Annotated in this window: 23 protein-coding genes and 5 pseudogenes; 10 read left to right on the plus strand and 18 right to left on the minus strand. The window is 36.2% G+C overall.

All coding sequences use genetic code 11. From position 1 onward, the window contains the following. Window positions 1-1,521 (minus strand): long-chain-fatty-acid--CoA ligase, encoded by a 1,521-nt coding sequence (locus J7J00_RS14595; RefSeq protein WP_214791634.1) that lies wholly within the window; start codon window positions 1,519-1,521, stop codon window positions 1-3. Between the two features lie 273 nt (window positions 1,522-1,794). After that, a complete protein-coding gene (locus J7J00_RS14600; protein WP_214791636.1) occupies window positions 1,795-2,691 on the minus strand; it encodes a LysR family transcriptional regulator in 897 nt (298 codons plus the stop codon). Window positions 2,692-2,810: 119 nt separating this feature from the next. Here J7J00_RS14600 and J7J00_RS14605 point away from each other — a divergent pair, with 119 nt between their 5' ends. From J7J00_RS14605 to J7J00_RS14615, 3 genes and pseudogenes are all read left to right on the plus strand, one after another. Continuing rightward, entirely contained in the window at window positions 2,811-3,851 is a 1,041-nt protein-coding gene (locus J7J00_RS14605; RefSeq protein WP_396020554.1) for a YeiH family protein, read from the plus strand. Between the two features lie 349 nt (window positions 3,852-4,200). Further along, a complete protein-coding gene (locus J7J00_RS14610) occupies window positions 4,201-4,377 on the plus strand; it encodes a hypothetical protein (RefSeq protein WP_214791638.1) in 177 nt (58 codons plus the stop codon). Between the two features lie 193 nt (window positions 4,378-4,570). Further along, window positions 4,571-4,678: pseudogene (locus tag J7J00_RS14615) on the plus strand (IS3 family transposase); the annotation flags it as partial. Between the two features lie 375 nt (window positions 4,679-5,053). Here the strand turns inward: J7J00_RS14615 and J7J00_RS14620 are convergent. Further along, a complete protein-coding gene (locus tag J7J00_RS14620; RefSeq protein ID WP_214791641.1) occupies window positions 5,054-6,118 on the minus strand; it encodes a sulfite oxidase in 1,065 nt (354 codons plus the stop codon). Window positions 6,119-7,810: 1,692 nt separating this feature from the next. Here J7J00_RS14620 and J7J00_RS14625 point away from each other — a divergent pair. Beyond that, complete coding sequence (locus tag J7J00_RS14625) at window positions 7,811-8,263, plus strand: hypothetical protein (protein ID WP_214791643.1); 453 nt, start codon at window positions 7,811-7,813, stop codon at window positions 8,261-8,263. 222 nt (window positions 8,264-8,485) lie between these two features. Here J7J00_RS14625 and J7J00_RS14630 read toward each other — a convergent pair whose 3' ends face one another. The 5 genes and pseudogenes from J7J00_RS14630 to J7J00_RS14645 form a co-directional block, all read right to left on the minus strand. Next, window positions 8,486-8,800: an MTH1187 family thiamine-binding protein gene (locus tag J7J00_RS14630; protein ID WP_098372734.1), complete on the minus strand. Its 315-nt coding sequence runs from the start codon at window positions 8,798-8,800 to the stop codon at window positions 8,486-8,488. A gap of 452 nt (window positions 8,801-9,252) precedes the next feature. Continuing rightward, window positions 9,253-10,419 (minus strand): MFS transporter, encoded by a 1,167-nt coding sequence (locus J7J00_RS14635; protein WP_214791645.1) that lies wholly within the window; start codon window positions 10,417-10,419, stop codon window positions 9,253-9,255. Window positions 10,420-10,852: 433 nt separating this feature from the next. Continuing rightward, a pseudogene (locus tag J7J00_RS28100) lies at window positions 10,853-10,942 on the minus strand (AraC family transcriptional regulator); the annotation flags it as partial. Next, window positions 10,923-11,534: a LysE family translocator gene (locus J7J00_RS14640; RefSeq protein ID WP_214791647.1), complete on the minus strand. Its 612-nt coding sequence runs from the start codon at window positions 11,532-11,534 to the stop codon at window positions 10,923-10,925. The gene J7J00_RS14640 and the pseudogene J7J00_RS28100, both read right to left, overlap by 20 nt. 344 nt (window positions 11,535-11,878) lie before the next feature. Next, window positions 11,879-13,255, minus strand: a complete 1,377-nt coding sequence (locus J7J00_RS14645; protein WP_214791649.1) for an aminotransferase-like domain-containing protein — start codon at window positions 13,253-13,255, stop codon at window positions 11,879-11,881. A 155-nt stretch (window positions 13,256-13,410) separates the two neighbouring features. Between J7J00_RS14645 and J7J00_RS14650 the strand changes: the two genes are divergently transcribed. Then, window positions 13,411-14,313, plus strand: coding sequence for a DMT family transporter (locus J7J00_RS14650; protein WP_214791651.1), 903 nt, complete (start codon window positions 13,411-13,413; stop codon window positions 14,311-14,313). Window positions 14,314-14,386: 73 nt separating this feature from the next. Next, window positions 14,387-14,814: pseudogene (locus J7J00_RS14655) on the plus strand (FMN-binding negative transcriptional regulator); the annotation flags it as partial. Window positions 14,815-14,927: 113 nt separating this feature from the next. Here J7J00_RS14655 and J7J00_RS14660 read toward each other — a convergent pair. Both J7J00_RS14660 and J7J00_RS14665 read right to left on the minus strand, forming a co-directional pair. Next, entirely contained in the window at window positions 14,928-15,185 is a 258-nt protein-coding gene (locus J7J00_RS14660) for a hypothetical protein (protein WP_214791655.1), read from the minus strand. A gap of 6 nt (window positions 15,186-15,191) precedes the next feature. Continuing rightward, entirely contained in the window at window positions 15,192-16,007 is an 816-nt protein-coding gene (locus tag J7J00_RS14665) for a hypothetical protein (protein ID WP_286201363.1), read from the minus strand. Between J7J00_RS14665 and J7J00_RS28875 the strand changes: the two genes are divergently transcribed. After that, a complete protein-coding gene (locus tag J7J00_RS28875; RefSeq protein WP_396020555.1) occupies window positions 15,946-16,092 on the plus strand; it encodes an AbrB family transcriptional regulator in 147 nt (48 codons plus the stop codon). The genes J7J00_RS14665 and J7J00_RS28875 overlap by 62 nt on opposite strands. Before the next feature lie 1,089 nt (window positions 16,093-17,181). On the opposite strand, the gene J7J00_RS14675 is transcribed toward J7J00_RS28875, so the two are convergent. From J7J00_RS14675 to J7J00_RS14710, 8 genes and pseudogenes are all read right to left on the minus strand, one after another. After that, a complete protein-coding gene (locus J7J00_RS14675) occupies window positions 17,182-17,397 on the minus strand; it encodes a hypothetical protein (RefSeq protein ID WP_214791661.1) in 216 nt (71 codons plus the stop codon). Between the two features lie 334 nt (window positions 17,398-17,731). Then, the gene (locus J7J00_RS14680; protein ID WP_214791663.1) at window positions 17,732-17,869 is read right to left on the minus strand and encodes a hypothetical protein; all 138 of its coding nucleotides are present in this window, start codon (window positions 17,867-17,869) and stop codon (window positions 17,732-17,734) included. Beyond that, entirely contained in the window at window positions 17,869-18,048 is a 180-nt protein-coding gene (locus J7J00_RS14685; protein ID WP_214791665.1) for a hypothetical protein, read from the minus strand. The genes J7J00_RS14680 and J7J00_RS14685 overlap by 1 nt, the downstream gene beginning before the upstream one ends. Before the next feature lie 301 nt (window positions 18,049-18,349). Next, window positions 18,350-18,937 (minus strand): annotated as a pseudogene (locus tag J7J00_RS14690) (SDR family NAD(P)-dependent oxidoreductase); the annotation flags it as partial. A gap of 71 nt (window positions 18,938-19,008) precedes the next feature. Next, window positions 19,009-19,806: pseudogene (locus J7J00_RS14695) on the minus strand (aldo/keto reductase). 154 nt (window positions 19,807-19,960) lie between these two features. Then, on the minus strand, window positions 19,961-21,169 hold the full coding sequence (locus J7J00_RS14700) for a multidrug effflux MFS transporter (protein WP_214791667.1): 1,209 nt from the start codon (window positions 21,167-21,169) through the stop codon (window positions 19,961-19,963). Window positions 21,170-21,464: 295 nt separating this feature from the next. Then, complete coding sequence (locus J7J00_RS14705) at window positions 21,465-22,418, minus strand: alpha/beta hydrolase (RefSeq protein WP_214791669.1); 954 nt, start codon at window positions 22,416-22,418, stop codon at window positions 21,465-21,467. Between the two features lie 290 nt (window positions 22,419-22,708). Beyond that, on the minus strand, window positions 22,709-23,749 hold the full coding sequence (locus tag J7J00_RS14710; RefSeq protein ID WP_214791671.1) for an NAD(P)-dependent alcohol dehydrogenase: 1,041 nt from the start codon (window positions 23,747-23,749) through the stop codon (window positions 22,709-22,711). A 334-nt stretch (window positions 23,750-24,083) separates the two neighbouring features. On the opposite strand from J7J00_RS14710, the gene J7J00_RS14715 reads away from it, so the two are divergent. The 3 genes from J7J00_RS14715 to J7J00_RS14725 all read left to right on the plus strand — a co-directional run bounded on the left by J7J00_RS14715 (window position 24,084) and on the right by J7J00_RS14725 (window position 26,189). Continuing rightward, entirely contained in the window at window positions 24,084-24,494 is a 411-nt protein-coding gene (locus J7J00_RS14715; protein ID WP_214791723.1) for a MerR family transcriptional regulator, read from the plus strand. Between the two features lie 384 nt (window positions 24,495-24,878). After that, window positions 24,879-25,586, plus strand: a complete 708-nt coding sequence (locus J7J00_RS14720; RefSeq protein WP_214791673.1) for an SDR family NAD(P)-dependent oxidoreductase — start codon at window positions 24,879-24,881, stop codon at window positions 25,584-25,586. Window positions 25,587-25,778: 192 nt separating this feature from the next. Beyond that, window positions 25,779-26,189 carry a cupin domain-containing protein gene (locus J7J00_RS14725; protein WP_098372720.1) on the plus strand — a complete coding sequence of 137 codons (411 nt, stop codon included), beginning with the start codon at window positions 25,779-25,781 and terminating at the stop codon, window positions 26,187-26,189. The last annotated feature ends 104 nt before the right edge of the window (window positions 26,190-26,293 follow it).

The raw sequence follows: 26,293 nt of genomic DNA on the forward strand, positions 1-26,293 counted from the left end.
TTACTTCACTTCAGTCAATTCTCTTAACTCTCTGCGCAAAATCTTCCCTGTTGAGTTCTTAGGCAGTTCTTTAAAAAATTCTACTCGCTTAGGAAGCTTGTACTTCACCAGCTTATCCTGACAGAATTGAATAATGTCATTCATGGTGATCTTCTCATCCTTAACTACGACAAAAGCTTTAACACTTTCTCCGTATTCCCCATCTGGAACTCCGATTACGGCCGCCTCTACCACAGCAGGATGTTGATATAGGACTTCCTCCACTTCACGAGGATATACATTGTAGCCTCCAACAATAATAATGTCCTTCTTGCGGTCAACAATGTAGATGTATCCTTCTTCATCCATTGTTGCGAGATCACCAGTGTAAAACCACCCGTCATTAAAAGCAGCTGAAGTAGCTTCCGGCATCCCCAAATATCCCTTCATTACATTCGGCCCTTGAACAACTAATTCTCCAACTTCTCCTCTCTGCAATTCTTTTCCGAACTCATCTACAACTTTGCTTTGGACAGCTGGAATATTCAAGCCGATAGAACCTGGCTTGCGAGTCCCATTTAAAGGATTAATAGCGACGAGAGGAGCAGTTTCCGAAAGCCCATATCCTTCCAAGATAGAAACATTAAACTTGTTTTCAAATTTATGCAGCAGCTCTGCCGGAATCGAAGCACCTCCTGATATACACATGCGAATAGATTGGCAATCCTCCGCAATCGCTTCAGGCAATTGATAAATAAAACTGTACATCGTAGGTACTCCAGCAAACACGGTTGCCTTTTTTTCTCGAATGGTGCTGACCACGTCATGAGGGCTGAAATTAGGCTGGATCAGGACTGTTGCCCCACAAGCAATTGGCGCATTCAGACAAACTGTCATACAGAATACATGGAACATTGGCAGAACAGCTACGATACGATCTTTAACATCGAGTTCTAGTAATTTTGAAATGGAGTCCGCATTTGAAACCAAGTTCCGATGCGTTAACATTGCACCCTTTGGTTTCCCGGTTGTTCCTGATGTGTATAGAATGACTGCAAGGTCTTCCTCATCAATGTAAGGGCTTTCGTAAACATTAATGCTTCTGCTTGTTTCCATGAGATTCTCCCATGTCGATTCCTGGTCCTCGGCTTCGGTATAAACCACAAGCTTCAGATTTTCCAATTGTTTTATAACTTCTGATAACTTCTGTTCTACAGATACATGAGTAATGACCGCTTTAGCTTGACTATTGTCTAATAAGTAGTTGATTTCCCCTTGGGTATACAAAGGATTGATTGGAACAACAAATGCACCAAGCCGTAAAATGCCGTGGAACGCAATGAGAAATTCAGGGCTATTTCCTAAAATAAGAGCCACTCCATCTCCCTTCCTGATTCCTTGTACATACAGACCAGTAGCCAATTGATCCACCTTCTGATTTAGTTCTTGATAAGTAACACTTTCATCTCTATAGATATAAGCGATACTTTCTGGGAATTTACTTGCGCTTCTTTTTAGATTTTCGTTTAAGTTATAGCTCATTAAATGAATTCCACCCCTTTTCTCACATAGGAGGCTTTGAACGCCCACTATTTTGAATATTTAAAATATTTACATTTTAAGTATACTCATTAATTATAATTAAATAAAATTAAAGATTTTAATTTGTATGTAAGTATTAATAATATTAAAAAGGAAATACAGGATAACAGGAGGGCTACTTCGATGATCTCTACATCTACTTATAAATAAAGACAAAGCCCCAGTAAAGAGCTTTGTCTTTTTTTATATTTTTGATTAATTTATAAAATAGAGCTATTGCAATAATTGGTTCTTTAGATATTTTTCTATTAACTCAATAAATAAGTTCATAGATTTCGTATGCAATTCCACAGATTCTGTTATTACTGAAAAATTTCTTTTTATCGGTGTCCCTTTTACATTTAATACTTGAATGGTACCGAGCATTCTTTCTTTTTTAACAGTAAGTTCAGATAAGTAACTAATGCCAAGCCCGGCTTCAACTGCTTCTTTTATAAGTTGTGTGCTGCCGAACTCCATTAACTTGGAAGGACGTATTTGTAAAGATTGAAATAATGTTTCTGTTGCCTCTCTTGTACCAGAACCTTCTTCACGGACAATCCAATTCTCTTGTTCTACCTGATTTCGTGTAACTTCCTTATTGAAATAAATTGGATATTTACCCCCTGCCACGATATACATTTGGTCGGTGGCAACGGATTTTATATATATATTTCTAAGAGAGATTTCCCCCTCTACAATTCCTACATCGATCTCATGACTTGTGATTGCTTTGGCAATATCCCTTGTGTTGCCAATCTGTACCGAAGGGTAGATATTAGGAAATAGGTTTTTCATTCTTGCAAGTATATGTGGTAATACATACTCTCCAAAGGTATAGCTGGCACCAATTTTCAATGGTCCTGTTGGCTCGTTATTTAATTCATTCACTAACATTGACATTCGTTTATATAAACCTGTTATTTCTTTAGCATGTAAATAGACTATTTCACCTGCTTTAGTCAGCTGGACAGATTTGTTTGTTCGTAGAAGCAGTTTTGATCCTACATATTTTTCCAATTGCTGAATTTGCTGGCTGACTGCAGGCTGAGTCATATGAAGCTCTTCCGCTGCCCTTGAAAAGTTTCTTTTATCAGCTACAGATATAAATACAGATAATAGTTGATCCATATGTTCTCCTTCTAACTATCGCATTTACTTATTATAACTATAATAATCATTTATTTTCCTTATTGTAAATCATTAGTTACGATAAATTATAAATAATCCAAATAAGGGGTTGAAAAACATTGGAACAAAAAGCATTAATAACTCCCAGTCCAAATAAGCAAAAAAAAGCGGCAAAAAAGCTAAATGTTTCTTTGATTTCTGGAATTGGTTTTACATTGATCATAGCCGTGTTAGGTTTTATTTTGGCAGCGTTGCCAGGTCTAAATCATATTGGACCTCTTGCGTGTGCCATTTTACTAGCTGTGGTTTATAGACAGGTTTTTGGATATCCAATAAAATTACGTACTGGTATTCAATTTTCATCAAAAAAACTATTGAGATTTGCCATCATACTTTATGGATTAAAGCTTAACATGATTGTGATATTTCATCAGGGTTTCCCTCTATTGCTAAGAGGGACATTAACGATCATTTTTTCAATTGTTGTTCTTATGATCATTGCAAAATGGCTGAAGGCAGATTTTAATCTTTCTTTATTATTAAGTGTCGGCACAGGCATTTGTGGTGCGGCTGCCATCGCGGCCATATCGCCAATTATAAAAGCAAAAGATGAAGATACGGCTATGGGAGTGGGCATCATCGCATTAGTCGGCACAGTGTTTTCAATAATCTATACGTTAATATATCCTTTTTTATCTATTGGTCCTATGAACTACGGAAATTGGGTTGGAATCAGCCTACACGAGATAGGCCATGTTGCTTTAGCTGCTGCCCCGGCAGGCCAGGATGCTCTTGCTCACGCATTACTTGCCAAACTTACACGAGTATTCCTATTAATTCCGGTTTGCTTTATCCTCATGTTTTGGATGAAAAAGAAAGGGAAAATAGAAGGGGAGGCAAGATTCGAGTTTCCATGGTTTTTAATTGGCTTTATCGTTATGAGTTTTGTGGGAAGCTATATCATTGGTAATAAGGTATTGGTATCACAAAAAGTGATGACTGATATTGCAGGCTTCACATCATTTATCTTAACAATGTCAATGACCGGATTAGGATTAAATATTAGCTTGAAAGAATTACGTACCAAAGCAATACGTCCACTTATTGCCATTATTATTACATCAATTCTTTTATCATCGCTAACGTATATTAGTTTTTAACAAAGAATAAAAAGGTGAATTTTTACCCACTGCAATACATATATGACGTCATGAATATGTTCAAACCGAATATTTTTTTATTTTTTTAACTCATTATAGATTCATGGATCATAGCAAAATCGTAATTTAGTTCTTTAATGGTGTTTAGTAAAGTTATTGCTTTTGAAATAACTATTTTACCATCGAAAGTGGGCGTAACTCCTTGTTTTGAACGGATTACCGCACGATTGCTTACAAGGCCTTAATAGGTCATTTCAACGCATTCCAGTCATCACTATAATTTTTTAGCATAAAATTAAAATATTTAGGGAATTAATAATTACGTTACTCTGATAAAAAGGAGATGATTATGAGTATGATTGATAACCCATTGAATAATGAGAATTACGAAACCTCTGTAGAGTCAGTTGAAGGTGAAGCTACTATCAACTCACCTAATGAACAATCCGACGCCCTTCCAATAACTCAGTCAAAAGATCCTGAATTCGATCTTTTCGGCACAGGATTAAATGAGTATCCGTTTTAATTTAAATTCCTTATCCCATGATACCTAATGAATATTGTTGATGATATTAGTGGATTAGATTTGATACCAAGGCATTTCATCGCTGCATTCGTTTTAAAGAACTCATCCGCTCATTGGGATGTTTGTTTAGGAATAAGATTCACAGGCATCACCCTAATAATATTAGAAACTGCCGGGTCAGGTTACAAAAATCGGACACAAAGTAAACCACAAAAAGGTACAGCGTATCATGAAAGAACTAGGGCTAAAATGTCTTGTCCGTATGAAAAAATATCGCTTTTACAAAGGGATTGTGGGCAAGTAACCTTTAGTCTATCAGTCTGGTGCAATATCGTTACTTTCAGTGGTATGTTTTATTAAATGGGAAATGTATAGTGTATACTACCACACGACCGTAGCGGAAAAGAAAATAAATTTTATAGACATGAAATTAAAACCAAAAAAAGAACCAATTAAAATATATGGTTCTTTACATTAAGGGTATTTGACGTTCTTTGTAATTTTTCCTTTTCATGGATTAACTCAATCAATTTAACCAATTTCAAAGATAATCAGGGCTAATTTTTTCTCCTATCCCTGGACTCGATTGGATCACTTATATTTCTTCTACGATTACAACTACCAGGGTAACAAAAGTTTTTTCAGCCGTTTTCTTTTCCTTAAATTAAATTCAAAGTTATTCTACCTTAACTTTAATTTTATCAATGGCATTATACCCATAACCTTTTTTATTCCAAAAAGGTAAATTAGGTTGAATTCGACCAAATGAATCTGTTGCCCTGGATTTAATCGTATACTCACCTTTTTCTAATATAGTCCATTTAAATGACCAACTAACCCATCCATAACCAATATTCTTACTAGGTAATATATCAGCTTTTCTCCATGTATAGCCATCATCAATACTAATTTCCATCTTTGTAATTAATCCTTTTCCTGTCCATGCAATCCCTTTTATTAAATGCTTACCAGTATTTAGAATGTCCATATCCAGCGGTTTTTGGATAGTCGAATTGATATGTATTGTAGTGACTGGAAATGCATTTTGATCATTGTCTTCATTTGGATAATACACGTAATCAATTGTTTGAAAGGGCCCATTGAATTTTGAATTAATAACACTTATCTGCTTTATCCACTTAACAGATGCCATTGCATACCACTGCGGAACTATTAACCTCAGTGGATAACCATGTTTAAAAGGAATTGGCCGATTATTATACTCATATGCAATAATGGTATCCGGATGCAGTGCTTTCTCGATAGGCAAACTCCTGGTGTAGGTGTAAACCTCATCTAGATCGGTCCTATTTCCATAATCATAACCCTCCACGACAACTTCTTTAGCCCCTTCACCTAGTCCAGATAGTTCAAGTAAGGTCCTTAATGGTACACCTTTCCACCTCCCTTGGCTAATAGCTCCCTTTTCCCATTGTTCTCCAAATATTTTAGGTTCGAATAGATTACGCTTGTCTCCCGAGCATTCAAGGACAACTTCCAGCGTTTTTGATGGGTATTGAAGAATGTCTTGCATGGACAGAAGTAAAGGAGCGGATACTAACCCATTTATAGGGAGCCAATAGTTTGAATAAGAAAGGGTCGGATAAGAAAAGTGGTTCCTTCTATAAAATAATTGGTTTTCCATGCGATCATTATTGATAAATTGAATCGGTGTCTCCTGATTTTCCGGCAGCAAACTACGAGTCAATAAATAGGGTTTCACTTTATGTGGATTTGTCATAATTCCCCCCTGATTAAAATGAATCATTATGGATGTATACGTTCATTACAGCCTAATTAGGTTATTGAATTAATACCCCTATAGGGTTTATTTTACATACTTTCTGATCAGCAGGAATCCCACGCATTTTTTGGAATATAGTATGAGCCGACTCAGTAGCTTTTCCAGAGTCCGAATCAAATTGAACCAAGGTAAATCAATTACCTCCACCAACAGGACAGCATTATGTAGGAAATAATTATTTTTGGACTAACTGGTTTATTCATAAAAGAAGAACTGCGATGAGAGGTTGCCTATCAATTTTCAGAAGGAAAGGTTCAAATGGAGAAAACCATTCAATCGTCTTTCGAAAATTCACTTTCTCAAGATAAGGACTTATAATACGAAGCCTACAATCATATTCTTGCTTCCACCAATGAATAAAAAGGAGACTACACATCGGAAATTTTAATATGAATTCTCCTTTTACTTCTTGTTAAACAACTCACCATTATCGGAATGCATCAGTCTTTAGGTTATTAATCCAATTGCATTTTTTAGAACTTTCGGTGCCTTTTTAATTCCTTCTGTTCCAATAAAACTGCTCGCACTCGCTATTAATACGCTTGAAGAAATGAATTTGACTACATAAAAAATTCCTGATCCAATAATTAGATCTAGGATTAAAAACCTTTTAATTGTCGAGCCTTTTATTATATAAATAACGATTTGATCGTTTTTCTTCCTACTCAGCATTGTCACACCCTTATCTTTTTCCTAAATGGTATGACAAAGAGGGGTTGTCATATTCTTATTCATCATGTGTCACCTACTGCTTTCTGTTAGTATCGGGCATAACAAGTTTCTAAAAAACATATTTTTTTTGATTCAATTTCCTAAAACAAACCAGTTCACAATCTGACGGATATCAATCACAATTGTCAAAAGGTCATATCTTCCAATTTGGATACCTTTAATTTCTCGTCTAAAAAATCCATTACGAAATGAATGGGTTTTACAGATGTAACCTCTTCTTCTAAAACATATAAATTCACTTAATTTGTTCGGAATCATGTTTTAACTGAATACCTATGTGAAACTCTCCCGAAAAAAAAGCCTCAAGTTGCTGATTTTACATTGTATGACCCCCTCACCCCACCTTCTTATCCAAAATGAAAGAGCCCCAATGAATGGATGCTCCAAAACTATTTAAAATGAATTTAACCCTTAATGATTGTTAGAATTGTTTCTTGTTTTTACTGTAATCACTACATCATTTTTTATCCTCTTTTTTCTTACTACTATTTTTCTCTTTACTCTTACAATGTATTTCTCTAGCTGAAAAAGCACTCAGTAAATGAGTGCCTTTCAATGATTTATGAAAACGTTCAGAGGGTTCTTCTATGAATTATTTTCTTTAAAGATTTTCTTGGAACTTCACTCCAATGAAGGTAAAAATATTACTGCTATGAACATTATGTTTATTCACTACTTTAAATAGATATAGTATTAAAACTCACCCTTTAGGTGCTTTTTAATTTTTTCACTTCCACTTAACAGCGTCCATTCACACCCAATAGTATCACGATTAATTCCTATTAATTCCTTAACGAGAATTAGAAATGAAAAAATTTTGCCGTCTTATCACGTTCTTAGTACTAATCTCTTTTTCTCCTAATAAACTTAATAAACTAACTATTTAGGAGGGGTATAATGTTTAATCAAAAACTGGATAGTAATAGTCCACTTATTTATAAAATTAATGACGTCACTTACCAAAAGTACAATCTATATAAGAAACCATACAATAGGGAAGTATTCGTCATAAAAGATTACGGTGAAGACCGCGGTATTACCAATAAAAGTATTGCGTTATTCGAAGCAGTTAAAGATCATTTTGAACGTTTTAAAATTGCAAAAATTGTTAAAGAAATTAATAAGGACAATCTTTTGCTCGATAGTGATCTCATCCTTATAGACAAAAAAGGAAATGAGCTACACCTATCTGGTTGTAGTTGCGGGTATGCTGGCACTGGTGCGGATGGAACGGTTGAAATTTTGAACAAGGCTGGATTCGAGATAGATAGAAGGTTTGTTTTTTGTTCAAAAGGATTCACTCTTTTTCATCCGAATGAAGAAAAGGAACTATATGGCGAACGCTTATAACTTTCTACCTGTCCCCCTTACTTTGATAGAACTCTCACAAATACAAAAATCAAACAAGAAACTCTATATAGAAAAGGATTATTATCTAATATAGATAATAATCCTTTTCTATTTTACAAAGAACTTAAAACTGCTTCCATCCAAATGCCAAAAAGGTCATCTAATGCTTAGTTCTCTATTTTTATACATTTCACTGCGAAATCCTCTTACTTACAAAACCTGTTATTCCTCAAGCATGCCCTTCACTCGCTTTACTTTGTCTTCCATCTTGCGGTCTTTATCACGACGGTCATCGATTCGGATATTCGTACAAACTCTAGCAAGACCTTTTTCAAAAGGTACTTCGTGCATCGCTTGGATCACTTCAAACAACTTAGGCAAGTCGCCTTCAATGATTGTATTCATGGGAGTCAGTTGAAAACGAATTTCTCCCTTTTCTTCATATTGTTTTAAAACTCTTTGAATATCTGCCACATAACTGCTGACACTTGGAGTTTGTGTACCGACAGGAATAACCGTTACATCAACTATTGCCATACTAGTTCACCAATCCTTTTTATGTATTAATCAAGAAGCTTACTGACATCTATCCTATATAGACGGATGCTTTTACTATTATAACTTAAACTCCCCAAACTTCGCACCTACGAAAACAGATATAAGCTTTGGAGCTAGTTACCTCTTTTTAATCCAAAGTTTGAGATTCACAAATCAAAGCACTTATGCGGGTAAGAAAATTACTGAAAATCGGTGAAATAAAAAAGGAAGCACTGATTCTTAGACGCTTGTCCTGCCGGCTAGGCCAACAGCTGCTTTTTAAGCACCCCCTGTATGCGCACGAGATGAACTAGATGTATTGCAGGTTTAGTGTATTGGTATTAAAGGTTTGTTTTCTTGAATAGCCTTCTTAAGTAAAAGCCATATTATCATTCACTTTTTTGCAAACAAATCCACCTCTATTAACATAAAGGTGGATAGTTTTCATCGATTTATATATTTTTATACCTTGACTTTTCAATTAAATAATCCTTATATACTAAAACTGCAACAACAATAAAACTTAGACTAACAAACCTGAAGATCATCTCTAAACTAATCCATTCAGCTAAAATACCTAATACAAATGCGCTAATTCCAACACCAACGTCAAAGCTGGAAAAAAAGGTTGCGTTGGCTGCGCCTCTTTTTTCTTCTCTTACATTTTGAACTGTCCACGTTTGTAAACATGGCATAACAGTTCCATAACCTGCCCCAAATAAAATCGCCGCAATGATAAGTTGAATATCATTTGTTGCATAAGAAAGTATAAAAAGTGACAAAAATCCTAACACAGCTGACATAATGATAATAGACCAAGGTCCTTTTTTGTCATACCATTTTCCCGTAAACGGACGTAGTAATGTAGCGACAGTTGCATTGATAAGGAAAAATAGAAAAATATGATCCAATCCCTTTTGTTTTCCAAATAGAACGACAAATGTAATGATCGCTCCAAAACCAAGTGTTGTAATAACCGTCAGTAACGCTTGGAACCAAACATCTTTTTCAAAAATCATATCCAATAATCGAAATGGTTTCTTCTCACGCTTTACACTGGTAGGTGAATATACAAATTGAAGCGCAATTACTGCCAATAGGCTCAGTACTACTGATGACCAAATTAAAATATCAAAGGAAAAAGAGTCATAGATAAGGATACCTATACTTGGTGCAATGATAGCCCCTACCGTTGTGGATATAGAAAAATACCCTATTCCTTCTCCTAATCGTATCTTAGGAATTAAATCAACTACTATTGTACTATTAGCTGTGGTCGATACTCCCCACGCTACACCATGGAAAAGTCGTAACAATAGAAGAAGCCATATAATATTAAGAAATGGATACAGCATTGTTATAATCATTAAAGCTGCACTTGCACAAATGGCTAGACTTTTCCGTTGGTTATCAATTAAATAGTAACCTACAAAAGGTCTGATTAGAACAGCACCTATCGTAAATAATGTTGTTACTAGACCAACATGAATGGAAGATGCATTCATGCTTAACATATAGGCTGGCAAAATAGGAAGCAACATTTCAAACCCTATAAAAACTAATAAGTTGCTTGTAAATAAAAAAAGAAATGATTTATTAAAGATTCTTTGATTTTTCATATAACTATTCCTCGCTTCTAAATTATTTTTCTAAGTTAGAAGCGTTTGGACCACTGAAACGTTTTTCAATTGTCTAAGTTTTTTAGTCAATTGACTCACCCTCTCTAAACCCCTTAAAAATTTTCAAATAATCATATCAGAATCTCGCCTTATAAACAAGCTAATTTTTAAACAGCTTTATTAAAAATTAAATGACTTTATTGTAAATGGAACAACTTTATTGTCAGTCTACAGGAATTAACATCACAGTTTTTGTCATTGTGTATTTATTCCAATAAAAAAACATCCTCGACAGGATGCTTTAAAATTACTAAAACCCATTAAAAGCCAAAATTACAACCTATTAATCCTTCACAAGCACCCTCGTAACGAATGATCTTTTCTTTCTCCCCAAGTGATCTTTAGCGAATTCTATTTTTCTTGATTTTTTTTATTTGTGAGAGTGCTTTTTATACGTAAAATCAGAAATGCTGGCTGACAACGCCGTAATACCTGCAGATTTTTTATAGATAAATTTGTCCATTTAATTCACCCCTTATCTTCAGCCAAATCATTATAGCAGAATAAGCTAAAGATATTGCCATCACGGCATTAATAAACTTTTCATGCTTCTGCAAAAACTCCTTGAAGATCGTACCGAAAAGAACCCATGTAATAAATGCTAAAAATCCTACAATAGTTATAGAAACAACACTTATTGTCACTGCAGGCATTGCAGTATAGTGTGGCATAATAAAGCTGGGAATTACAGTCATTGTAAATAGAACCACCTTAGGATTTAAAAACTGCATAAGGAAGCCTGACATAAAAGTGGCAGTTCGGTTTACATTTGGTTTTGATGTATCCATTTTGTAAATTTGATAAGCGAGATAGAACATATAAAAGCTTCCGATTATCTGCATAACGATCAAAATTTTTGGGATCATCGTTACTAGCATAGTATTCAACATAGCAGAAATAACAAGTAATAAACCAAAAGCAATAGTTGCTCCATACGTATATTCCATTGCCTTCTTTGTCCCCATATTATGCACTGTGGATAATATCACGATATTAGTAGGTCCTGGTGTAAAAGTTACAATAAAACAGTAAATTAAAAAAGATGTAATATTCATGAGGAAAACTCCTTTCAAGTAACCCAAATATTACATCTTAAAATCAATTGGTATATAGTATATTATTGCAGGTTTATTAGGGTACCTCAAAGACTTCTCAGAAAACATACTGAATATTTCAATCATTCTTCAAGCTTTAACCCTTTATCTTGCCTTTTTTGATGGGAGAGTACATATAGGCCTATTTCAAAAAGAACATCAAAGGATAGTTAACAGTTTTTAGAAGTAAGTAAATATGTTTCGAATGACCGCTCAAATTCTAAGTTAGATAATCAACCGTTTTGATATATGCTTGGAAATCCGTATAATCCTCTGATGCTGCCCTCTATAAAAACTTACCAATTCTATATGAGTAAAAAGTTATTTGGAGTAATATGTTTTTTTCTACTGTCAATTAAAGCAATACAGTGAGCCAATCGCTCTACCCCTAGTTTAATTTGACTCTCGTTCACTTGTGAGATGCATAATCGGACGAGATTTTCCTTTTTATATTCTGCTAAAAACATCCTTGAGGCATCATCAACATATATATGCTGCTCATTTAACATATGAACCACCTGTTTTGCTTTCACATTTTCGGGCAAACTGATGGAAAGATAGAATCCGGAAGTCGGTTTTGAAAAAGAAGTATTGGCCGGCAGCAATAATTGACATGCTTCTTGAAGGATTTGCATTTTAGTCCTATATACCTCTTTGACTTTTTTGAGATGGCTATTAAACATACCGCTTTTTAAATAGATTTCTAGCGCACCTTGAGAAAGTGCTGAACTATTAAAATCCGAACTAAATTTATATCGTATGAAATTGTTAATCATTAATGCAGGAAGAACGACAGTACCAATCCTTAACCCAGGGAGAAAAATTTTCGAAAGGCTTTTAATATAGATCACTCTCCCAGAAGGATCAAAAGAAAATAAAGGATCTGATTTTGGATTTGGATCAAGGTCTCCTAATATATCATCCTCCACTATATATACATCGTATTTTTCAGCTAACTCAACGATTTTTTTCTTTTCGCTATTCGTATAACAATGTCCAAGGGGATTGTGAAATCTCGGGATAATATAGAAAAATTTTATATCATTATTTCGAAAAATGTATTCCAGACGATCAAGATCAATCCCTTCCATTGATAATTCAATTCCAAAAGTAGCAGTTTGATGCAGATTGATCGACTCAATGAATCCGAAATAAGTAGGCTGTTCAATTAGAATATTGTTTTTTCCATTTGGAAATGGCATAGACACTAATAAATTAAGGGCTTGCTGCGAGCCAGATACAACGACTAATCTTTCTGGTTGAGTGAAAACCTGTAAATTTTGCAGATATTTCACCAACTGTACTCGTAGTGAGTAAAGCCCTTGTTGATCAGAGTATGTAAAAAGCTCTTCTTTATAATGATCAATTGCTTGATTCATACAATGTTGAAATTCCACATAAGGCATAACATTTTTATCTGGACCGGCAGACAAAAAATCAATCACATCATTTTCTTCCGTCGCTTTTTGGTATTCATTCACAACATAGTAGCCGCTCTTAGGAACAGAATAAATTAAATGCTCTTTTTCAAGTTCTACGTATGCTTTAATGACCGTATTTTTGCTGCATGAAAAATACTCAGATAACTGACGAACTGAAGGCAGTTTACTGCCTGCAATTAGCGAACCATCTTCTAGTCGAAGCTTAATGTCTTCCATTATCTTTATATATTTTGAATTCATTTAATGATCTCCCTCCAATTGTACCAGGACAGATAGGTAAAAAAATGGTTTATTTTTATCGAATGTACTCATAGTATGTTAATTATATCAAAACTGTTTTTAAGATAAGAAAAAAAACGGTACAGATGTGGTACAAAGTATGGGGGTCAGAAAATATGCAGGGAGAAAAAAGAGAAAAATTCGGATTATTTTTGGGATTAGTGGGGGTCATTTGTTTTAGCTTAACACTTCCTTCTACAAGTATTGCAGTAGAATATTTTGGAACTGCGATCGTTGGTTTAGGAAGAACAGTCGTAGCCGCAATTTTAGTAGCCGTTGTACTAATTTTTCGTAAGGAAAAACTACCTTCTCTTCGTCAATTCAAACGTCTACTCATTGTTGCTTTTGGTGCAGTTTTAGGATTTCCTCTCCTCACTTCTTGGGCAATGGAATCCTTGCCTGTTTCGCATGGAGCTGTTGAATTAGCCTTGTTACCGTTAGCGACAGCCGGATTTGCTATATTTAGGGCAGGTGAAATCCCATCTCTCAAATTCTGGATTTCAAGTATAATCAGCTCTTTAGCGGTAATTATGTATGCACTTCATCTTGGGTTCGGCCAATTGCAAATTGCCGATTTAGCTTTACTGGCAGCAGTGGTCATTCTGGGACTTAGTTACGCAGAAGGGGGAGAATTAGCGAAAGAATTAGGTAGCTGGCAAGTGATTGCTTGGGCAATTATGATCGGTGCTCCATTTTTCATTATTCCAGTTGGGCTAAACCTGACATCTGAAATGATTCATGCCCCTTTACAAGCTTGGATTAGTTTTATTTATCTCGCAGTGGTTAGTCAATTTCTAGCCTATGTTGCTTGGTATAGCGGAATGGCTATGGGCGGGATAGCAAGAGTTAGTCAGATTCAATATTTACAACCATTTTTGATGATTCTTTTTGCAACTGTATTTCTAGATGAATCCATCACAATCTTCACTCTTGTAATAGCAGTGATTGTTGTCTTTTCTGTTATATTAGGCAAAAATGCTCCCGTATCAAAAAACGGAGCTGTAACAGAGAAAAGCTAACTGCATGAAAGTTAGCTTATAAAAGACTAAATTGTATAGATGAGAAGTTGTCATGAATATAGACTTATCTTAGAAAGACATCAAAAATCAAACCGTCTTTTAGCTATTTTCCATGGCCTTCATTGTTATATCTCTCCATCTTGGTATGAGACGGATAAAGCAGTATCAACATGGAATTATTTGACCTTTCATGTTTACGGAGAAGTCGAACTGCAAAAGGATGAACATGATTTAATTAGTGCCCTACATGATATGGTATCGAAGTACGAAGCTCCTGACAGTTCATACAGTTTGCAAGATGTAGATGCTGAGTTTCTCGCTGGTATGAACAAAGAAGTTCAAGGATTCAAAATAAAAATCAACTATATAGAAGGGAAAGCAAAGTTAAGTCAAAATCATCCATTGCAAAGACAAGAGTTAATTTTTAATCAACTGGAACAAATTTCAAATACGGATGAACATCAGATTTCACAATTAATGAAATCAAATCTAAAAAAGTAACATGAATGTTACTGCACTAACGGGAGTGTTGATCACATAAGGATTAACGCTCTTTTCCTTTTTGAAGGTTAGGCGGAGCGTTTGATTCTGGATTTTATGCCGTGCTAAACTTCTTATCTCTCTTCCCATTGGTCTAGGATACTTTGAAAAACACCCTTTTTTAAATAAAGCTCAATCTCCATGTGGGTATCCAAACGCAATACTGTCTGGAACGCGGTCCTTGAGCCATCCGGTTTAATGGCTTCAACCTTCACATTTTGGAACGGACTGAGCGGCTCGTCCAACCCTATGATGGAATAGCTCTCTAGACCAGTCAGATTCATCGATTCATAGTTTTCGCCAGGCATAAATTGAAGATGCACAATCCCCATCATGACCTAGTTACTCTGGTGAATCCATTCAAAACTTTCCGCGATGACTGCCTTGACGCCGAGAAGGTAGGCCCCCTTAGCGGCCCAATCTCTTGCACTCCCTGTTCCATATTCTTTGCCGGCTAAGATAACCAGCGGCGTATTTTCCCGTTGATAGCTCATGGCTGCGGAATAGACATCCATTTCCTCCCCGCTCGGCACATGGAGAGTAAAACCGCCTGTCTTATCTATAAGTTTATTCTTTAGCCTTGGATGGGCGAAGGTTCCCCTGACAAGTGCCTCATGATTTCCTCGGCGGGAACCGTAAGAATTGAAATTGGCGAGTTCGACGTCCTGCTCAACAAGGTATTGTCCGGTGGTACTCTCATACGGAATGTGGCCGACAGGCGAAATATGGTCCGTAGTGATGAAATCACCTACCATTAACAAGACTCTCGCTTTGTGAATATCTCCTGGTTGGTGTTCATCGATCTTCGCTTTGAAGAAGGGGATGCTTTTAAAGTAAGTGGATTGCTCATCCCATCTAAAAATCGGATGATCATCATATTCTAAACCCTGCCATCTCTCGTCGCCTTCAAACACATTTTCATTGGCTTCTCGAAATAAATCGGATGAAATCGTAGAATCCACTAGGCTAGAAATTTCCTCGGAACTCGGCCAAATATCCTTCAAATAGACCTCTTTGCCCGATGCAAATCTGCCCAGCGGTTCGCACTCCAAATCAATATCCATTGCCCTAGCATTTGGCTCAAGCTTCCTAATGTCGTTTGCATTGGACACAACATTGACTGCAAGTTTCCTAAGCACAGCCCCAGGTGGCATAGATCAAATGGTATTATTAGCTGATACAGTTAATGCAGAGGTTTCGATGTTCCAAATGTTCAGGTACTGTTCATCTTTGTTTTAATTATGCCTTTGATGAAAATGTTTTATCGTTGGCGAGAAAAAAAAGAAATTGTCTACAATCAAGAAAGCAGTGGAGTAAAGTATTAATATATAAAAGCGTATTTCGGTTAATTTTTATTTAGAATCTATAACTATGGAGAAGACGCTCTGATGATTGAATTTATGTCAGGGGGGCGTTTTTTTGATTGAAATTAATAAAGATGAAAGTTAATCCCATTTAGTAGTAGATACACAATATTTCTGAATTGAATGAAGAGACTTAGAATAATCGAAATGGACAACCATGTAATCTTGAAATTTGCTTACTGAGTTAGTAATTCTTACCTTTCTTCGTTCAATGAATGAAATCCATTATTCCTAATTAATTGCGATACCCATGTTCTATAAAATTTTTATTGAATATTATTACCTAATATTTATTACGAGATATTTGGTTAATGAAAATGGGGAGATAACATGGAAACTACTTTTTGTAAAGAGTCACGTGTACTACGTTCAAGTAGGGTTTTTTAGAACGACTTAATAACCATAATACGTTGTTCGGAGGACGGTTGCTAAGCGAAGTGGATCAAGCTGCTTCCATCTCAGCTGCTAAACACAGTAGACGAGAATGTGTAACAGGTTTCAGTGGATGCGGTTGAAATTTTACATCCGATTCGTCCGCAAGAGTCTGTGTGTTTTGAAGCGTTTGTTATATGGACTGCTCACTCCCGTAATTCCTGTAGCCCCGGTGGTTCCGGTGGTACCTGTAATCCTGTAGCTATTGGTATATAAGGCTTATTGTAGAGTTGACGCAAACCGTGGGATATGTAAGTTTTTGGTCTTCGCAATCTGACAAATCACTAAGAAACAAAGCTTCGCTTAAAAGTTTGATATCGCAAAGTATCTTTACTTTGATGTCAGGATTGTCGCATTTGTAATAATCGTCCACTAACCGTTTAAGTTCGTGACAAATAAGTTCAAATTGAATCATTTTCCAGATTTCTAAGGCTTAGCTTCACTGACTTCTTAATCGGTTTCTTTTTCTCATCATGGTTCATCGTTCTCACCACAATAAAAAAACACCCAAATTAATGGATGCCTTCTCCTTTTATTCATCAATTTTGACTTCTTTCAATAGATCATTTCTATACGAAATTGCATCTCGTTCAAAAACTTTTTTAAATCTATTTTCGTACTCTTCGCGGGTTATTAGTCCTTTTTCATCCAGTAATTCTACTATAGCTCTAACCCTTACTCTACTCGACACTAATTCGTTTGTCATATTGGATAATAAAATACCGATTTTCTCATAATCATCATTCATTTTTTCATCCCCTTTGTTAACTAATTTGACAAAAGGGACTAATTCCCTGCAAAGAAAAGCACCCCTAATAATAGATGCTAATGTTTTTCAATAGGTAAAACATATAAAATAAGGGTGGGGTGTCAGTTCCTCTTTTACACCCTCATTTAACTATGAGCCATATTAACATAGCACCCAACCACAATCACACCCGATTATGGAAAACTTTATAGGTTCACTTCATTTTTTACGGTCTCCTTTATTGCACCCTATGGATGACTGTAACTTTAAGTACACTACTTAACATCTTTTCTACATTAAATAATGAATTCATGTTAGGAGTTAAGAGATTATGCTATTCAATTGGCTTAACCTTATATCTCAAAACGGTTTTTAATTTTTCAGGTTCAACTTTTCTAAAATCTGAAAGATATATTTCTTTATGTTGTAATGAAGTTCTCTCAAGATTATTATTTTTTATGAATTCATTCATTAATTAAAACTTTGAGGTTCATCATCATATGGACCTACATGAAGCATTTGAACAGATAAACCATCTTGAAATGTACCGAACTTTACATCATTCAGAAATGGATGTGGTTTCTTTTTTTCTACATTTTCAAATGCTCTCTCTACTATTTCTTCTGTTACAAAATCTGGTTGTCTAATCATGATAGTATATAATTATTCATCTTTATTCAATGTATCTAATTTCTTTCCCTCTTCTGTTAAATCCCAAATTCCTTTCGCACTCTTTTAATATGTATTTTAGAAGACAAGCGTGTATCTTATTGATAAAAATAGACTAAACGATAAAAATCGATCAGTCTAATCAATTGGTTAACCCTTCTTTATTAGAGGTGATTCCGATGATAAAAGCATGCTTACGAATTACATATATTAAAAAAAAGTCGATTAAGCTTTACTACTTATTGAATTCCCTGAACGGAAAAATCGGATCTTTCAGATGAAACTAAAAAGTAGATTCGTTTACAATGCCTACAGTCTTGCTGCTATCATACAGATCTAACATAAAACCAGCCATTTCTTTTGATGTATGAAACTCAGGAATTTTTCCTTCATATTTATACTCATCAATATCCAACGAACGCAGTTCAAATTCTGTATCCGTAACAGCTGGGGCTAGAACCTTAGCCTGCATTTTTGAACCTTTACTATTTAATTTTTGAGCAAGACCTTCTGTGAACGCACTTACGTAAAATTTTGTTGCGGAATAAGTCACAAAATCTGAAATCATAATATAGCCACCTGCTGAAGAAACATTAATAATCTGGGTACCTTCCACATTTTGATAATCTCTCACAAACAGTGAAGAAAGAATGGTTAGTGCTTCAATATTTAAATGTAGCATTGATTCAATTTTATTTATATCTTGGTCTCCTACAGAAGCAGAATTTCCAAAACCGGCATTGTTAATCCATGTTTCTAACTCATAATTTTTTAATGATTCATAAAATGTGTGAACATTTTGTGCTTTTGATAAATCAACAGGTTTTACAATAACATCCAGACTTTGATTTATCTCCGCTATTTCACTTTTTTATTCCTCCACCTATAATATTTTTATATCCTTATTGTGGATAGTAACAGCTATACTGCTACTTCCCGAAATTAGTCATGAAATTTCATGTTGCTGAGCCGTTCCACGTTTTCAGGATCGTGGATAGATAAGATTAAGCTCTTTTTGGTGTCTAACGCAGCAATCTTCTCCATATCTTCCACACTCAATTCAAAGTTAAAGATATTGAAGTTTTCGATGATTCTTTCCTTGTGAACAGACTTTGGAATCGCAACAATTCCTCTTTGTATCAACCAGCGTAAAGCCACTTGAGCCACGGATTTATGATGTTTTTCAGCTATTGAGACCAAAACTTCAACATGGTGATCCTTCATAAATTGAGCAGTTTCTACTTGTTGTGTAAATGCATGTGTTTCAACCTGGTTTACGACAGGAACGATGTCATGATGAACGATTAAATCCATCAGGCGGTCATTAAGAAAGTTACTTACGCCGATTGCCCTGATTCTACCCTCACGATATAATTCTTCCATCGCACGCCATGATCCATGGACATCGCCAAATGGCATATGAATGAGATACAAATCCAGATAATCCAGCTGCAGTTTTTACAGTGATATTTCAAATGCTTTGTTTACACGCTCATAACCGGCATCCTGAATCCAATGCTTTGTTGTAACAAATATTGCCTCTCTAGGCACACCGCTTCGTTTTATGGCACGGCCGACTGCTTCTTCATTTTCATAAACAGCAGCCGTATCAATCAAACGGTAACCTTCCATCAGGGCGTTATTAACTGATTCTTCGCATACATCTTGATCATCAATTTGATAAACCCCAAATCCGAGTATCGGCATCTCAACACCATTGTTCAGTGTAACCTTTTGCATGTTATTTCCTCCTATTTTTTATTTAGTGAAACGATTGTATTTGAAGACTTTGGTAAGTATCCACCATTTCAATGTGCAGACGGCATAGGGGAACATAAGTAAACCTTTTTCCTCTTGATTCCCCCCCTAATAAAACAGAATGGAAATTTGAAAGTTACATGTATTGTGAGGCTGTTGATGACCTTTTCACCAAGATAACGTAGGAGATAACAGCCAGAATACTTGTCATAAAAATTGTTATTCCGAAGGGTACGGCAGAATTTTCTCCTGCGATACCTACTAAAGGGGAAGTGATAGCCCCTAACGCAAATTGAAGAGAGCCTAATATGGCGGCCGCACTCCCGGTAATATGCCCTTGTGATTCCATTGCCAGTGTAAATGAAACCGGTCCAATCATTCCAATAGCTGCTGCGAATAAGAAGATTGCAATGAACAACGCAACAAATGGTCCGTGAACTAGCACGACAAACAATATCGCAGAGGTAGTGATGAAAGCTAAGAGCAGTCCATTCCGAAAAATACGGTGTTCGTCCATCCGCCCTGCCAGTCGTTTGACAAGCTGTGATCCCAGAATAATCCCAAGCCCATTTAAGGCAAAAAGAACCGAAAACAGTTGAGGCGATATGCCATACATATTTTGATAAATAAATGGAGTGCCGGCAACATAGGCGAACACACCAGAGAACAATATGCCGTTGACAAGCGCATACCCCATAAAGCTCCGATCTCGAAGCAAGGAACCATAGTTTCTTAATACTTGCCTAAAATTGCTGGGAACACGCTGCTCAACAGGCAAGCTTTCTTTTATTCCCCATATGGATATGCCTGTTAAAAAAAGCCCTAAAAAACCTAGAAAAATAAACACACCGATCCATGAAGTGAACGTAGTCACTGTGCTTCCAGCAGTAGGAGAAATCAATGGTGCGACATTACTAATCATCGTCAACAGTGCCATGAATTTGACCATTTCTACTCCACTGTAGCGATCACGAACAATCGCGCGAGAAATAACAAGCCCTGCGGAAGCAACAAATCCTTGAATGAAGCGTAAAACAATAAATATACCGATGCTTGGCGAAAATGCACATACTATAGAAATAATAAAATAGAGCAGCATCGAAATCAGCAAAGGCTTACGCCTGCCATGAACATCGCTTAAAGGACCAGCAACGAGCTGCCCCAGACCTAACCCTAACAAACTGGCAGTTAAGCTCGCTTGAATGAAAGATGCCGTTGTATTAAAATCATTCATCATTTGGGGCAGCGATGAGAGATACATATCAACGGTAAATGGCCCTAGTGCTGAAAATATTGCTAACAACAAGGCAGTTCTAAAAGAATTGTTAGAAGTCTTATAATCCATTTATACACAGCTCCTTTGGCATTCTATTTTGTTTGACAGGGGGTATACTGCTAAATGAGGAAGCTGCAATAATAACAGCAATTTAACTGGTTATTGCCCATTAATATTACTTATCTTAAGAAGTCCGAAGCTATTTGCTATTATGAAATTGTGCAATTACAAGGTTCCAATAAGAAGATCGGCTTTCTTCTTTAACTTTGTGAAGAAATACGTAAATTAAACTGATTTTAGTGCCAGGAAAAACCAAACAGGGGCATAATCCATCTGGTTCAATGCCCCCGTTTGTTTATGTTCATTACTTCAAATTCTCGGTAAAGAATGATTCCAACTTGTCGAAAGGAATGAAATCTGTCTTGTCGTACAAATCAACATGTCCTGCATTTGAAACGATGTACAGCTCTTTTGGTTCTTCAGCCAATTCGTACGCATCTTCACTAAAGTATCGTGAGTGAGCGTGCTCGCCAATGATAAACAAAATCGGGCGCGGCGAAATCGATTTGATGTGTGTAAGCAGAGGCAAGTTCATAAATGACATGCTGCTTGTTACGGTAAATTGAGTGATTGAGTTCGGGTGATACCCACGTGGCGTAGAATAGAACTCGCCAAACTCGCGACCAATAGGGTCTGTATTTTCGTCAAATCCAATAGGTGCTCCTCGCTGGGCGAGCGTTGGCTGGCCTGCCTCAAAATCCACGTAACGTTGCTCGGCAATTGCATCCAGTATACTGTTGCGATCTTCTTCAGTAAATGAATCCTTCCAGCCATTGGCTGCTACACGGGATATATCATACATGCTGACCGTGGCTATTGCCTTGATGCGTCTATCTACCTGTGCTGCACTGATCGCAAAACCACCGCTACCACACATACCTATTGCACCAATTTGATTCTTATCTACAAATGGACGTGTACCTAAATAATCAACGGCTGCACTGAAATCTTCTACGAATAAATCTGGAGAAGAAATATGTCGTGGTTCACCACCACTGTATCCGTTGTATGAGGGGTCAAATGTAAGAGCTACAAAACCACGCTCAGCCATGTTTTGAGCATAAATACCAGAACCTTGCTCTTTTACACCACCATAAGGCGCGCCTATAATAATCCCTGCGTGTTTCTTTGTCTCATCAAAATCTTTTGGCATGTAAAGATCTGCTGCAATTTTGATTCCAAACCTGTTTTTGTATGAAACAGACTTTCTTGTAACTTTATTACTTAAATCAAAAATATAGTTATCTGTCTTTGACATTTTTTCCACCCATTTTTTTCAATATTTTTTAGAGATACCACAAACACCCATGACTTAAAACCCAGTTATTTCAATAGTGGAATAACGCCCCTTACTGTGTATTTTTTCACCTTCCTAATGTAGAACTAGTTAATTTTCAGGATATACATGCTGATTATTAGCACCAAGTTAACTATAAAGTTCGCTTGATAAGGAGTATTGCTTATCTATTTTTTATATAATCCACCTATAGGTTTGCTATTATTGTTCTTTCGCTGTCTTACAGGAAGTTTAGATCGTAATTTAGTAACTTAGATTGTACTAGTGTCAATAACAAATCGATACTTTACATCTGACGCTAAGACACGCTCATATGCTTCATCAATTTGATCAGCAGGGATTACTTCAATCTTAGGAACTATATTATGTTTGGCACAGAAATCCAACATTTCCTGAGTTTCACGTATGCCTCCAATCGCGGAGCCTGCAAATGAACGACGATGACCGATAAGGGACATCACGTTTAGGGACAATGATTCTGCAGGAGCACCGACATTCACCATAGTGCCATCAAGGGTGAGTAAGGAGAAAAACGCATCAAGATCAATCTTGGCACTTACTGTGTTGATGATTAAATCAAAAGAACCTGCAAGCTTCTCAAATGTATCTCGGTCGCTAGTAGCAAAGTAGTTATCTGCGCCAAACTGCAAACCATCCTCTTTTTTATTCAATGTTTGTGATAGAACGGTCACATTTGCACCCATAGCATGTGCAATCTTGACTGCCATATGGCCAAGACCTCCCAACCCAACAACCGCTACTTTCTTGCCTGGACCAGCTCCCCAATGGTTTAATGGTGAGTAGGTTGTAATACCTGCGCAAAGTAATGGTGCTGCGGCGTCAAGTTCAATGTTATCAGGAATTCTTACAACAAAGTCCTCAGTTACGACGATATGTGTTGAATATCCACCTTGTGTAGGCTCACCATATTTGTCGACACCACCATAGGTTAGAACATTTCCTTTAAGGCAGTATTGTTCTTCCCCTTTAAGGCAGTTCTCACATTTCCCACAGGAGTCAACCATACATCCGACTCCTACACGGTCACCTACTTTATACTTTGTTACCTCGGTTCCAACATCGGTAACAATTCCCGCAATCTCATGTCCTGGTACAAGTGGATAGTTAACGGGACCCCATTCGCCGTGCGCAACATGGATGTCAGAGTGACATATGCCTGCATATTTAATCTCAATTAAAACATCATGTAAATCTAGGTCACGTCTTTTAATCTCTGCTGCTCGAAACGGTTTGTCAGGACCGTAGACAGCTCTTGCTTTAGCAGTTACCATTTAAAACCCTCCAATTAAATATATTTTTAAATAACTAGAGAAGAAATGAAAAATTAGGTTTGAAAGCTTTCATTCCCTCATTTCTAACCCTCCTCTTTTCTCTTGCAAATCAATGTTAATCCTTATAGTTAACTCTAAGTCAAGTCAATTTTTATACTTTTTTCTCATTCGTTAGGTGACAATTCAGCCAGTAATTTAGGACAATAACACATTTATGAGTTATATCTCCATTATTTAAAAGTGATTTTGACACTCAGCAATACCCATGATAAAATCGCTTCATGTCTTAGAGTTAACTCGAAATTTATGCTTGAGGAGAATAGGAGTGAAAGCAATGAATAAATATTCTATTAGTGAAGTTGCAAAAGAATTGGACCTTACAACATATACCTTACGTTACTACGACAAGGAGGGTCTTTTGCCTTTTGTAGAACGAACACCTAACGGAACACGACTGTTTAAAGAATCCGATATTAATGCTTTAAAGATCATAGAATGTCTTAAATCCACCGGAATGCCTATTAAAGAAATTAAAAATTTCATTGATTGGTGTACTGATGGGGATTCCACCTTACAGCAAAGATATGACATGTTCTTAGAACGTAAAGCTGCTGTAGAAGCACAGTTGGAAGAATTGAACAAGACTATGGAACTAATAAATCTTAAATGTAACTATTATAAAACTGCCTTGGAGGCTGGAACGGAAGATATTCATAAAAACGGTAAAATTGGGAATTTTAATTAATATAGAGCAACCTATCCTTCAAAACTAATTTGTAGGATAGGTTGCTCTATTAGTGATATTTACTGTGCCAATAAAGCAATGCTTTTCCAAAACCACTGCATGTGCTTTACTCCCACTTCATCTAACGATACAAAATGGCTTAATCTAAAGTTAACAATAAGCCAATAAAAAAAAAAATTATATTTATAAAATTCCCCCTTGAATTAGAGTCTACTCTAACCCTTATACTTAGTGATGTAACTAATCATAAATTACTACGAAGTGTGATAAATGGATATTCCTAAAGATTCTTCGGGGAATAGGGTTGATTCCTTCATTTTTCTAGATTGTGCAATAATCTACTCTTGCCTAGGATTAGCAGGCGTAAAAGGAGGATATTGGAAAATGTCAAAGGATACAAAAGTTGCACTTGTCACTGGCGGTAATCGAGGAATTGGATATGAGCTGGTCAAACAATTGGCTTTGGAAGGTTTTAAGGTCATCTTGACAAGTCGAGATCCAATAATGGGTCACAAAATTACCAGAAAACTTAAGAAGTCAGATTTAGACGTAACATTTCTGGTAATGGATGTAGACAATCAAGAAAGCATTCTTCAGGCCGCGATCACTGTAAATGAGCGATATGGAAGATTAGATGTATTAATTAATAATGCAGGCGTGTATTTGGATGAGGATAAAAAGTTAGTGGCTATGGACCCTTCCATTCTGGAGAAAACAATGGAAACCAATTTCTTTGGAGTTTACCATGTAATCCGTTCCTTTATTCCCATCATGGAAAAACAAGGCTATGGCAGAATTATTAATGTTTCCTCAGAATATGGCGGGATGAGCCAATTGTCATATCCAGGAGTAGGAGCATATAAGTTGTCTAAGCTTGCCTTAAACGGATTGACACAATTGCTTGCTGGAGAAGTCAAAGGTGATATTAAAATAAACGCTGTCGATCCAGGATGGGTAAGCTCAGAGATGGGTGGACCATCTGCACCAACGACACCTAAGCAAGCAGCTGAGTCATTCTTATGGTTAGCAACAATTGGATCTGAAGGACCAAACGGAAAATTTTTCAGAGGCGGAAAACTAATGGATTGGTAACAATACAGTCTAAGAATTAGAATATTAAGTGTTTAGTGTGTTGGATGAAACCATCCTCAATCGATGCTTACCGTATTGCTGGTGCAATTGCCTTTCCTATTTAGCCACTATCTGATGTAGTCAGTTAATGAAATGATAATTCGCCTATTCAAGTTGGTTATTAATAAAAAATGAGTTATTGGAGGTAGTAAAATGGCAAAACATGAAGAAGTAAAAAATGGCGTTATTTTCCCTGTGGGCGAAAAAAATGAAGCATATGCTCAATTTTTTGTTGGACAAAGTTATCTTAAGACATTAATTGCAGATCCTAAAGTAAATGTTGGTGTTGGGAATGTAACCTTTGAACCAGGATGTAGAAATAACTGGCATATTCATCGTAATGGGTTTCAACTTTTATTAGTAACTGGTGGCGAAGGTTGGTATCAAGAAGAAGGAAAACCTGCTCAATTCTTAAAAGCCGGTGATGTTATTGTCACCCATGATGGTGTAAAACACTGGCATGGTGCTACAAAAGACAGCTGGTTTGAACACATTGCAATTACTGCAGGTACGCCGGAATGGTTGGAACCAGTAACAGATGAGGAATATAACAGATTAAAATAATTGGCCGGACACTTCTTGGACCCTTTCAAATAAATTGTTTAGTAAAATGCTCCCAGAAAGAAATAATGCTGGGAGCATTCTTTTTAAATCATTATAAGAAAATT

The sequence above is a fragment of the Bacillus sp. ISL-4 genome (assembly GCF_018613275.1).
GTDB classification, from domain to species: Bacteria; Bacillota; Bacilli; order Bacillales; family DSM-1321; genus Peribacillus; species Peribacillus simplex_E.

Bases quoted from the DNA above. Each gene is read 5' to 3' on its own strand.
- J7J00_RS14620 (WP_214791641.1), bottom strand. From the start codon at position 6,118: ATGACAAATCCACATAAAGTGAAACCCTATTTATTGACTCGTAGTTTG.
- J7J00_RS28875 (WP_396020555.1), top strand. From the start codon at position 15,946: ATGTCGTTTGCATTGGACACAACATTGACTGCAAGTTTCCTAAGCACA.
- J7J00_RS14665 (WP_286201363.1), bottom strand. From the start codon at position 16,007: ATGCCACCTGGGGCTGTGCTTAGGAAACTTGCAGTCAATGTTGTGTCC.
- J7J00_RS14660 (WP_214791655.1), bottom strand. From the start codon at position 15,185: ATGGGGATTGTGCATCTTCAATTTATGCCTGGCGAAAACTATGAATCG.
- J7J00_RS14650 (WP_214791651.1), top strand. From the start codon at position 13,411: ATGCAGGGAGAAAAAAGAGAAAAATTCGGATTATTTTTGGGATTAGTG.
- J7J00_RS14680 (WP_214791663.1), bottom strand. From the start codon at position 17,869: ATGAATGAATTCATAAAAAATAATAATCTTGAGAGAACTTCATTACAA.
- J7J00_RS14705 (WP_214791669.1), bottom strand. From the start codon at position 22,418: ATGTCAAAGACAGATAACTATATTTTTGATTTAAGTAATAAAGTTACA.
- J7J00_RS14715 (WP_214791723.1), top strand. From the start codon at position 24,084: ATGAATAAATATTCTATTAGTGAAGTTGCAAAAGAATTGGACCTTACA.
- J7J00_RS14595 (WP_214791634.1), bottom strand. From the start codon at position 1,521: ATGAGCTATAACTTAAACGAAAATCTAAAAAGAAGCGCAAGTAAATTC.
- J7J00_RS14710 (WP_214791671.1), bottom strand. From the start codon at position 23,749: ATGGTAACTGCTAAAGCAAGAGCTGTCTACGGTCCTGACAAACCGTTT.
- J7J00_RS14635 (WP_214791645.1), bottom strand. From the start codon at position 10,419: ATGAAAAATCAAAGAATCTTTAATAAATCATTTCTTTTTTTATTTACA.
- J7J00_RS14725 (WP_098372720.1), top strand. From the start codon at position 25,779: ATGGCAAAACATGAAGAAGTAAAAAATGGCGTTATTTTCCCTGTGGGC.
- J7J00_RS14610 (WP_214791638.1), top strand. From the start codon at position 4,201: ATGAGTATGATTGATAACCCATTGAATAATGAGAATTACGAAACCTCT.
- J7J00_RS14645 (WP_214791649.1), bottom strand. From the start codon at position 13,255: ATGAATTCAAAATATATAAAGATAATGGAAGACATTAAGCTTCGACTA.
- J7J00_RS14685 (WP_214791665.1), bottom strand. From the start codon at position 18,048: ATGATTAGACAACCAGATTTTGTAACAGAAGAAATAGTAGAGAGAGCA.
- J7J00_RS14675 (WP_214791661.1), bottom strand. From the start codon at position 17,397: ATGAATGATGATTATGAGAAAATCGGTATTTTATTATCCAATATGACA.
- J7J00_RS14720 (WP_214791673.1), top strand. From the start codon at position 24,879: ATGTCAAAGGATACAAAAGTTGCACTTGTCACTGGCGGTAATCGAGGA.
- J7J00_RS14700 (WP_214791667.1), bottom strand. From the start codon at position 21,169: ATGGATTATAAGACTTCTAACAATTCTTTTAGAACTGCCTTGTTGTTA.
- J7J00_RS14630 (WP_098372734.1), bottom strand. From the start codon at position 8,800: ATGGCAATAGTTGATGTAACGGTTATTCCTGTCGGTACACAAACTCCA.
- J7J00_RS14600 (WP_214791636.1), bottom strand. From the start codon at position 2,691: ATGGATCAACTATTATCTGTATTTATATCTGTAGCTGATAAAAGAAAC.
- J7J00_RS14640 (WP_214791647.1), bottom strand. From the start codon at position 11,534: ATGAATATTACATCTTTTTTAATTTACTGTTTTATTGTAACTTTTACA.
- J7J00_RS14625 (WP_214791643.1), top strand. From the start codon at position 7,811: ATGTTTAATCAAAAACTGGATAGTAATAGTCCACTTATTTATAAAATT.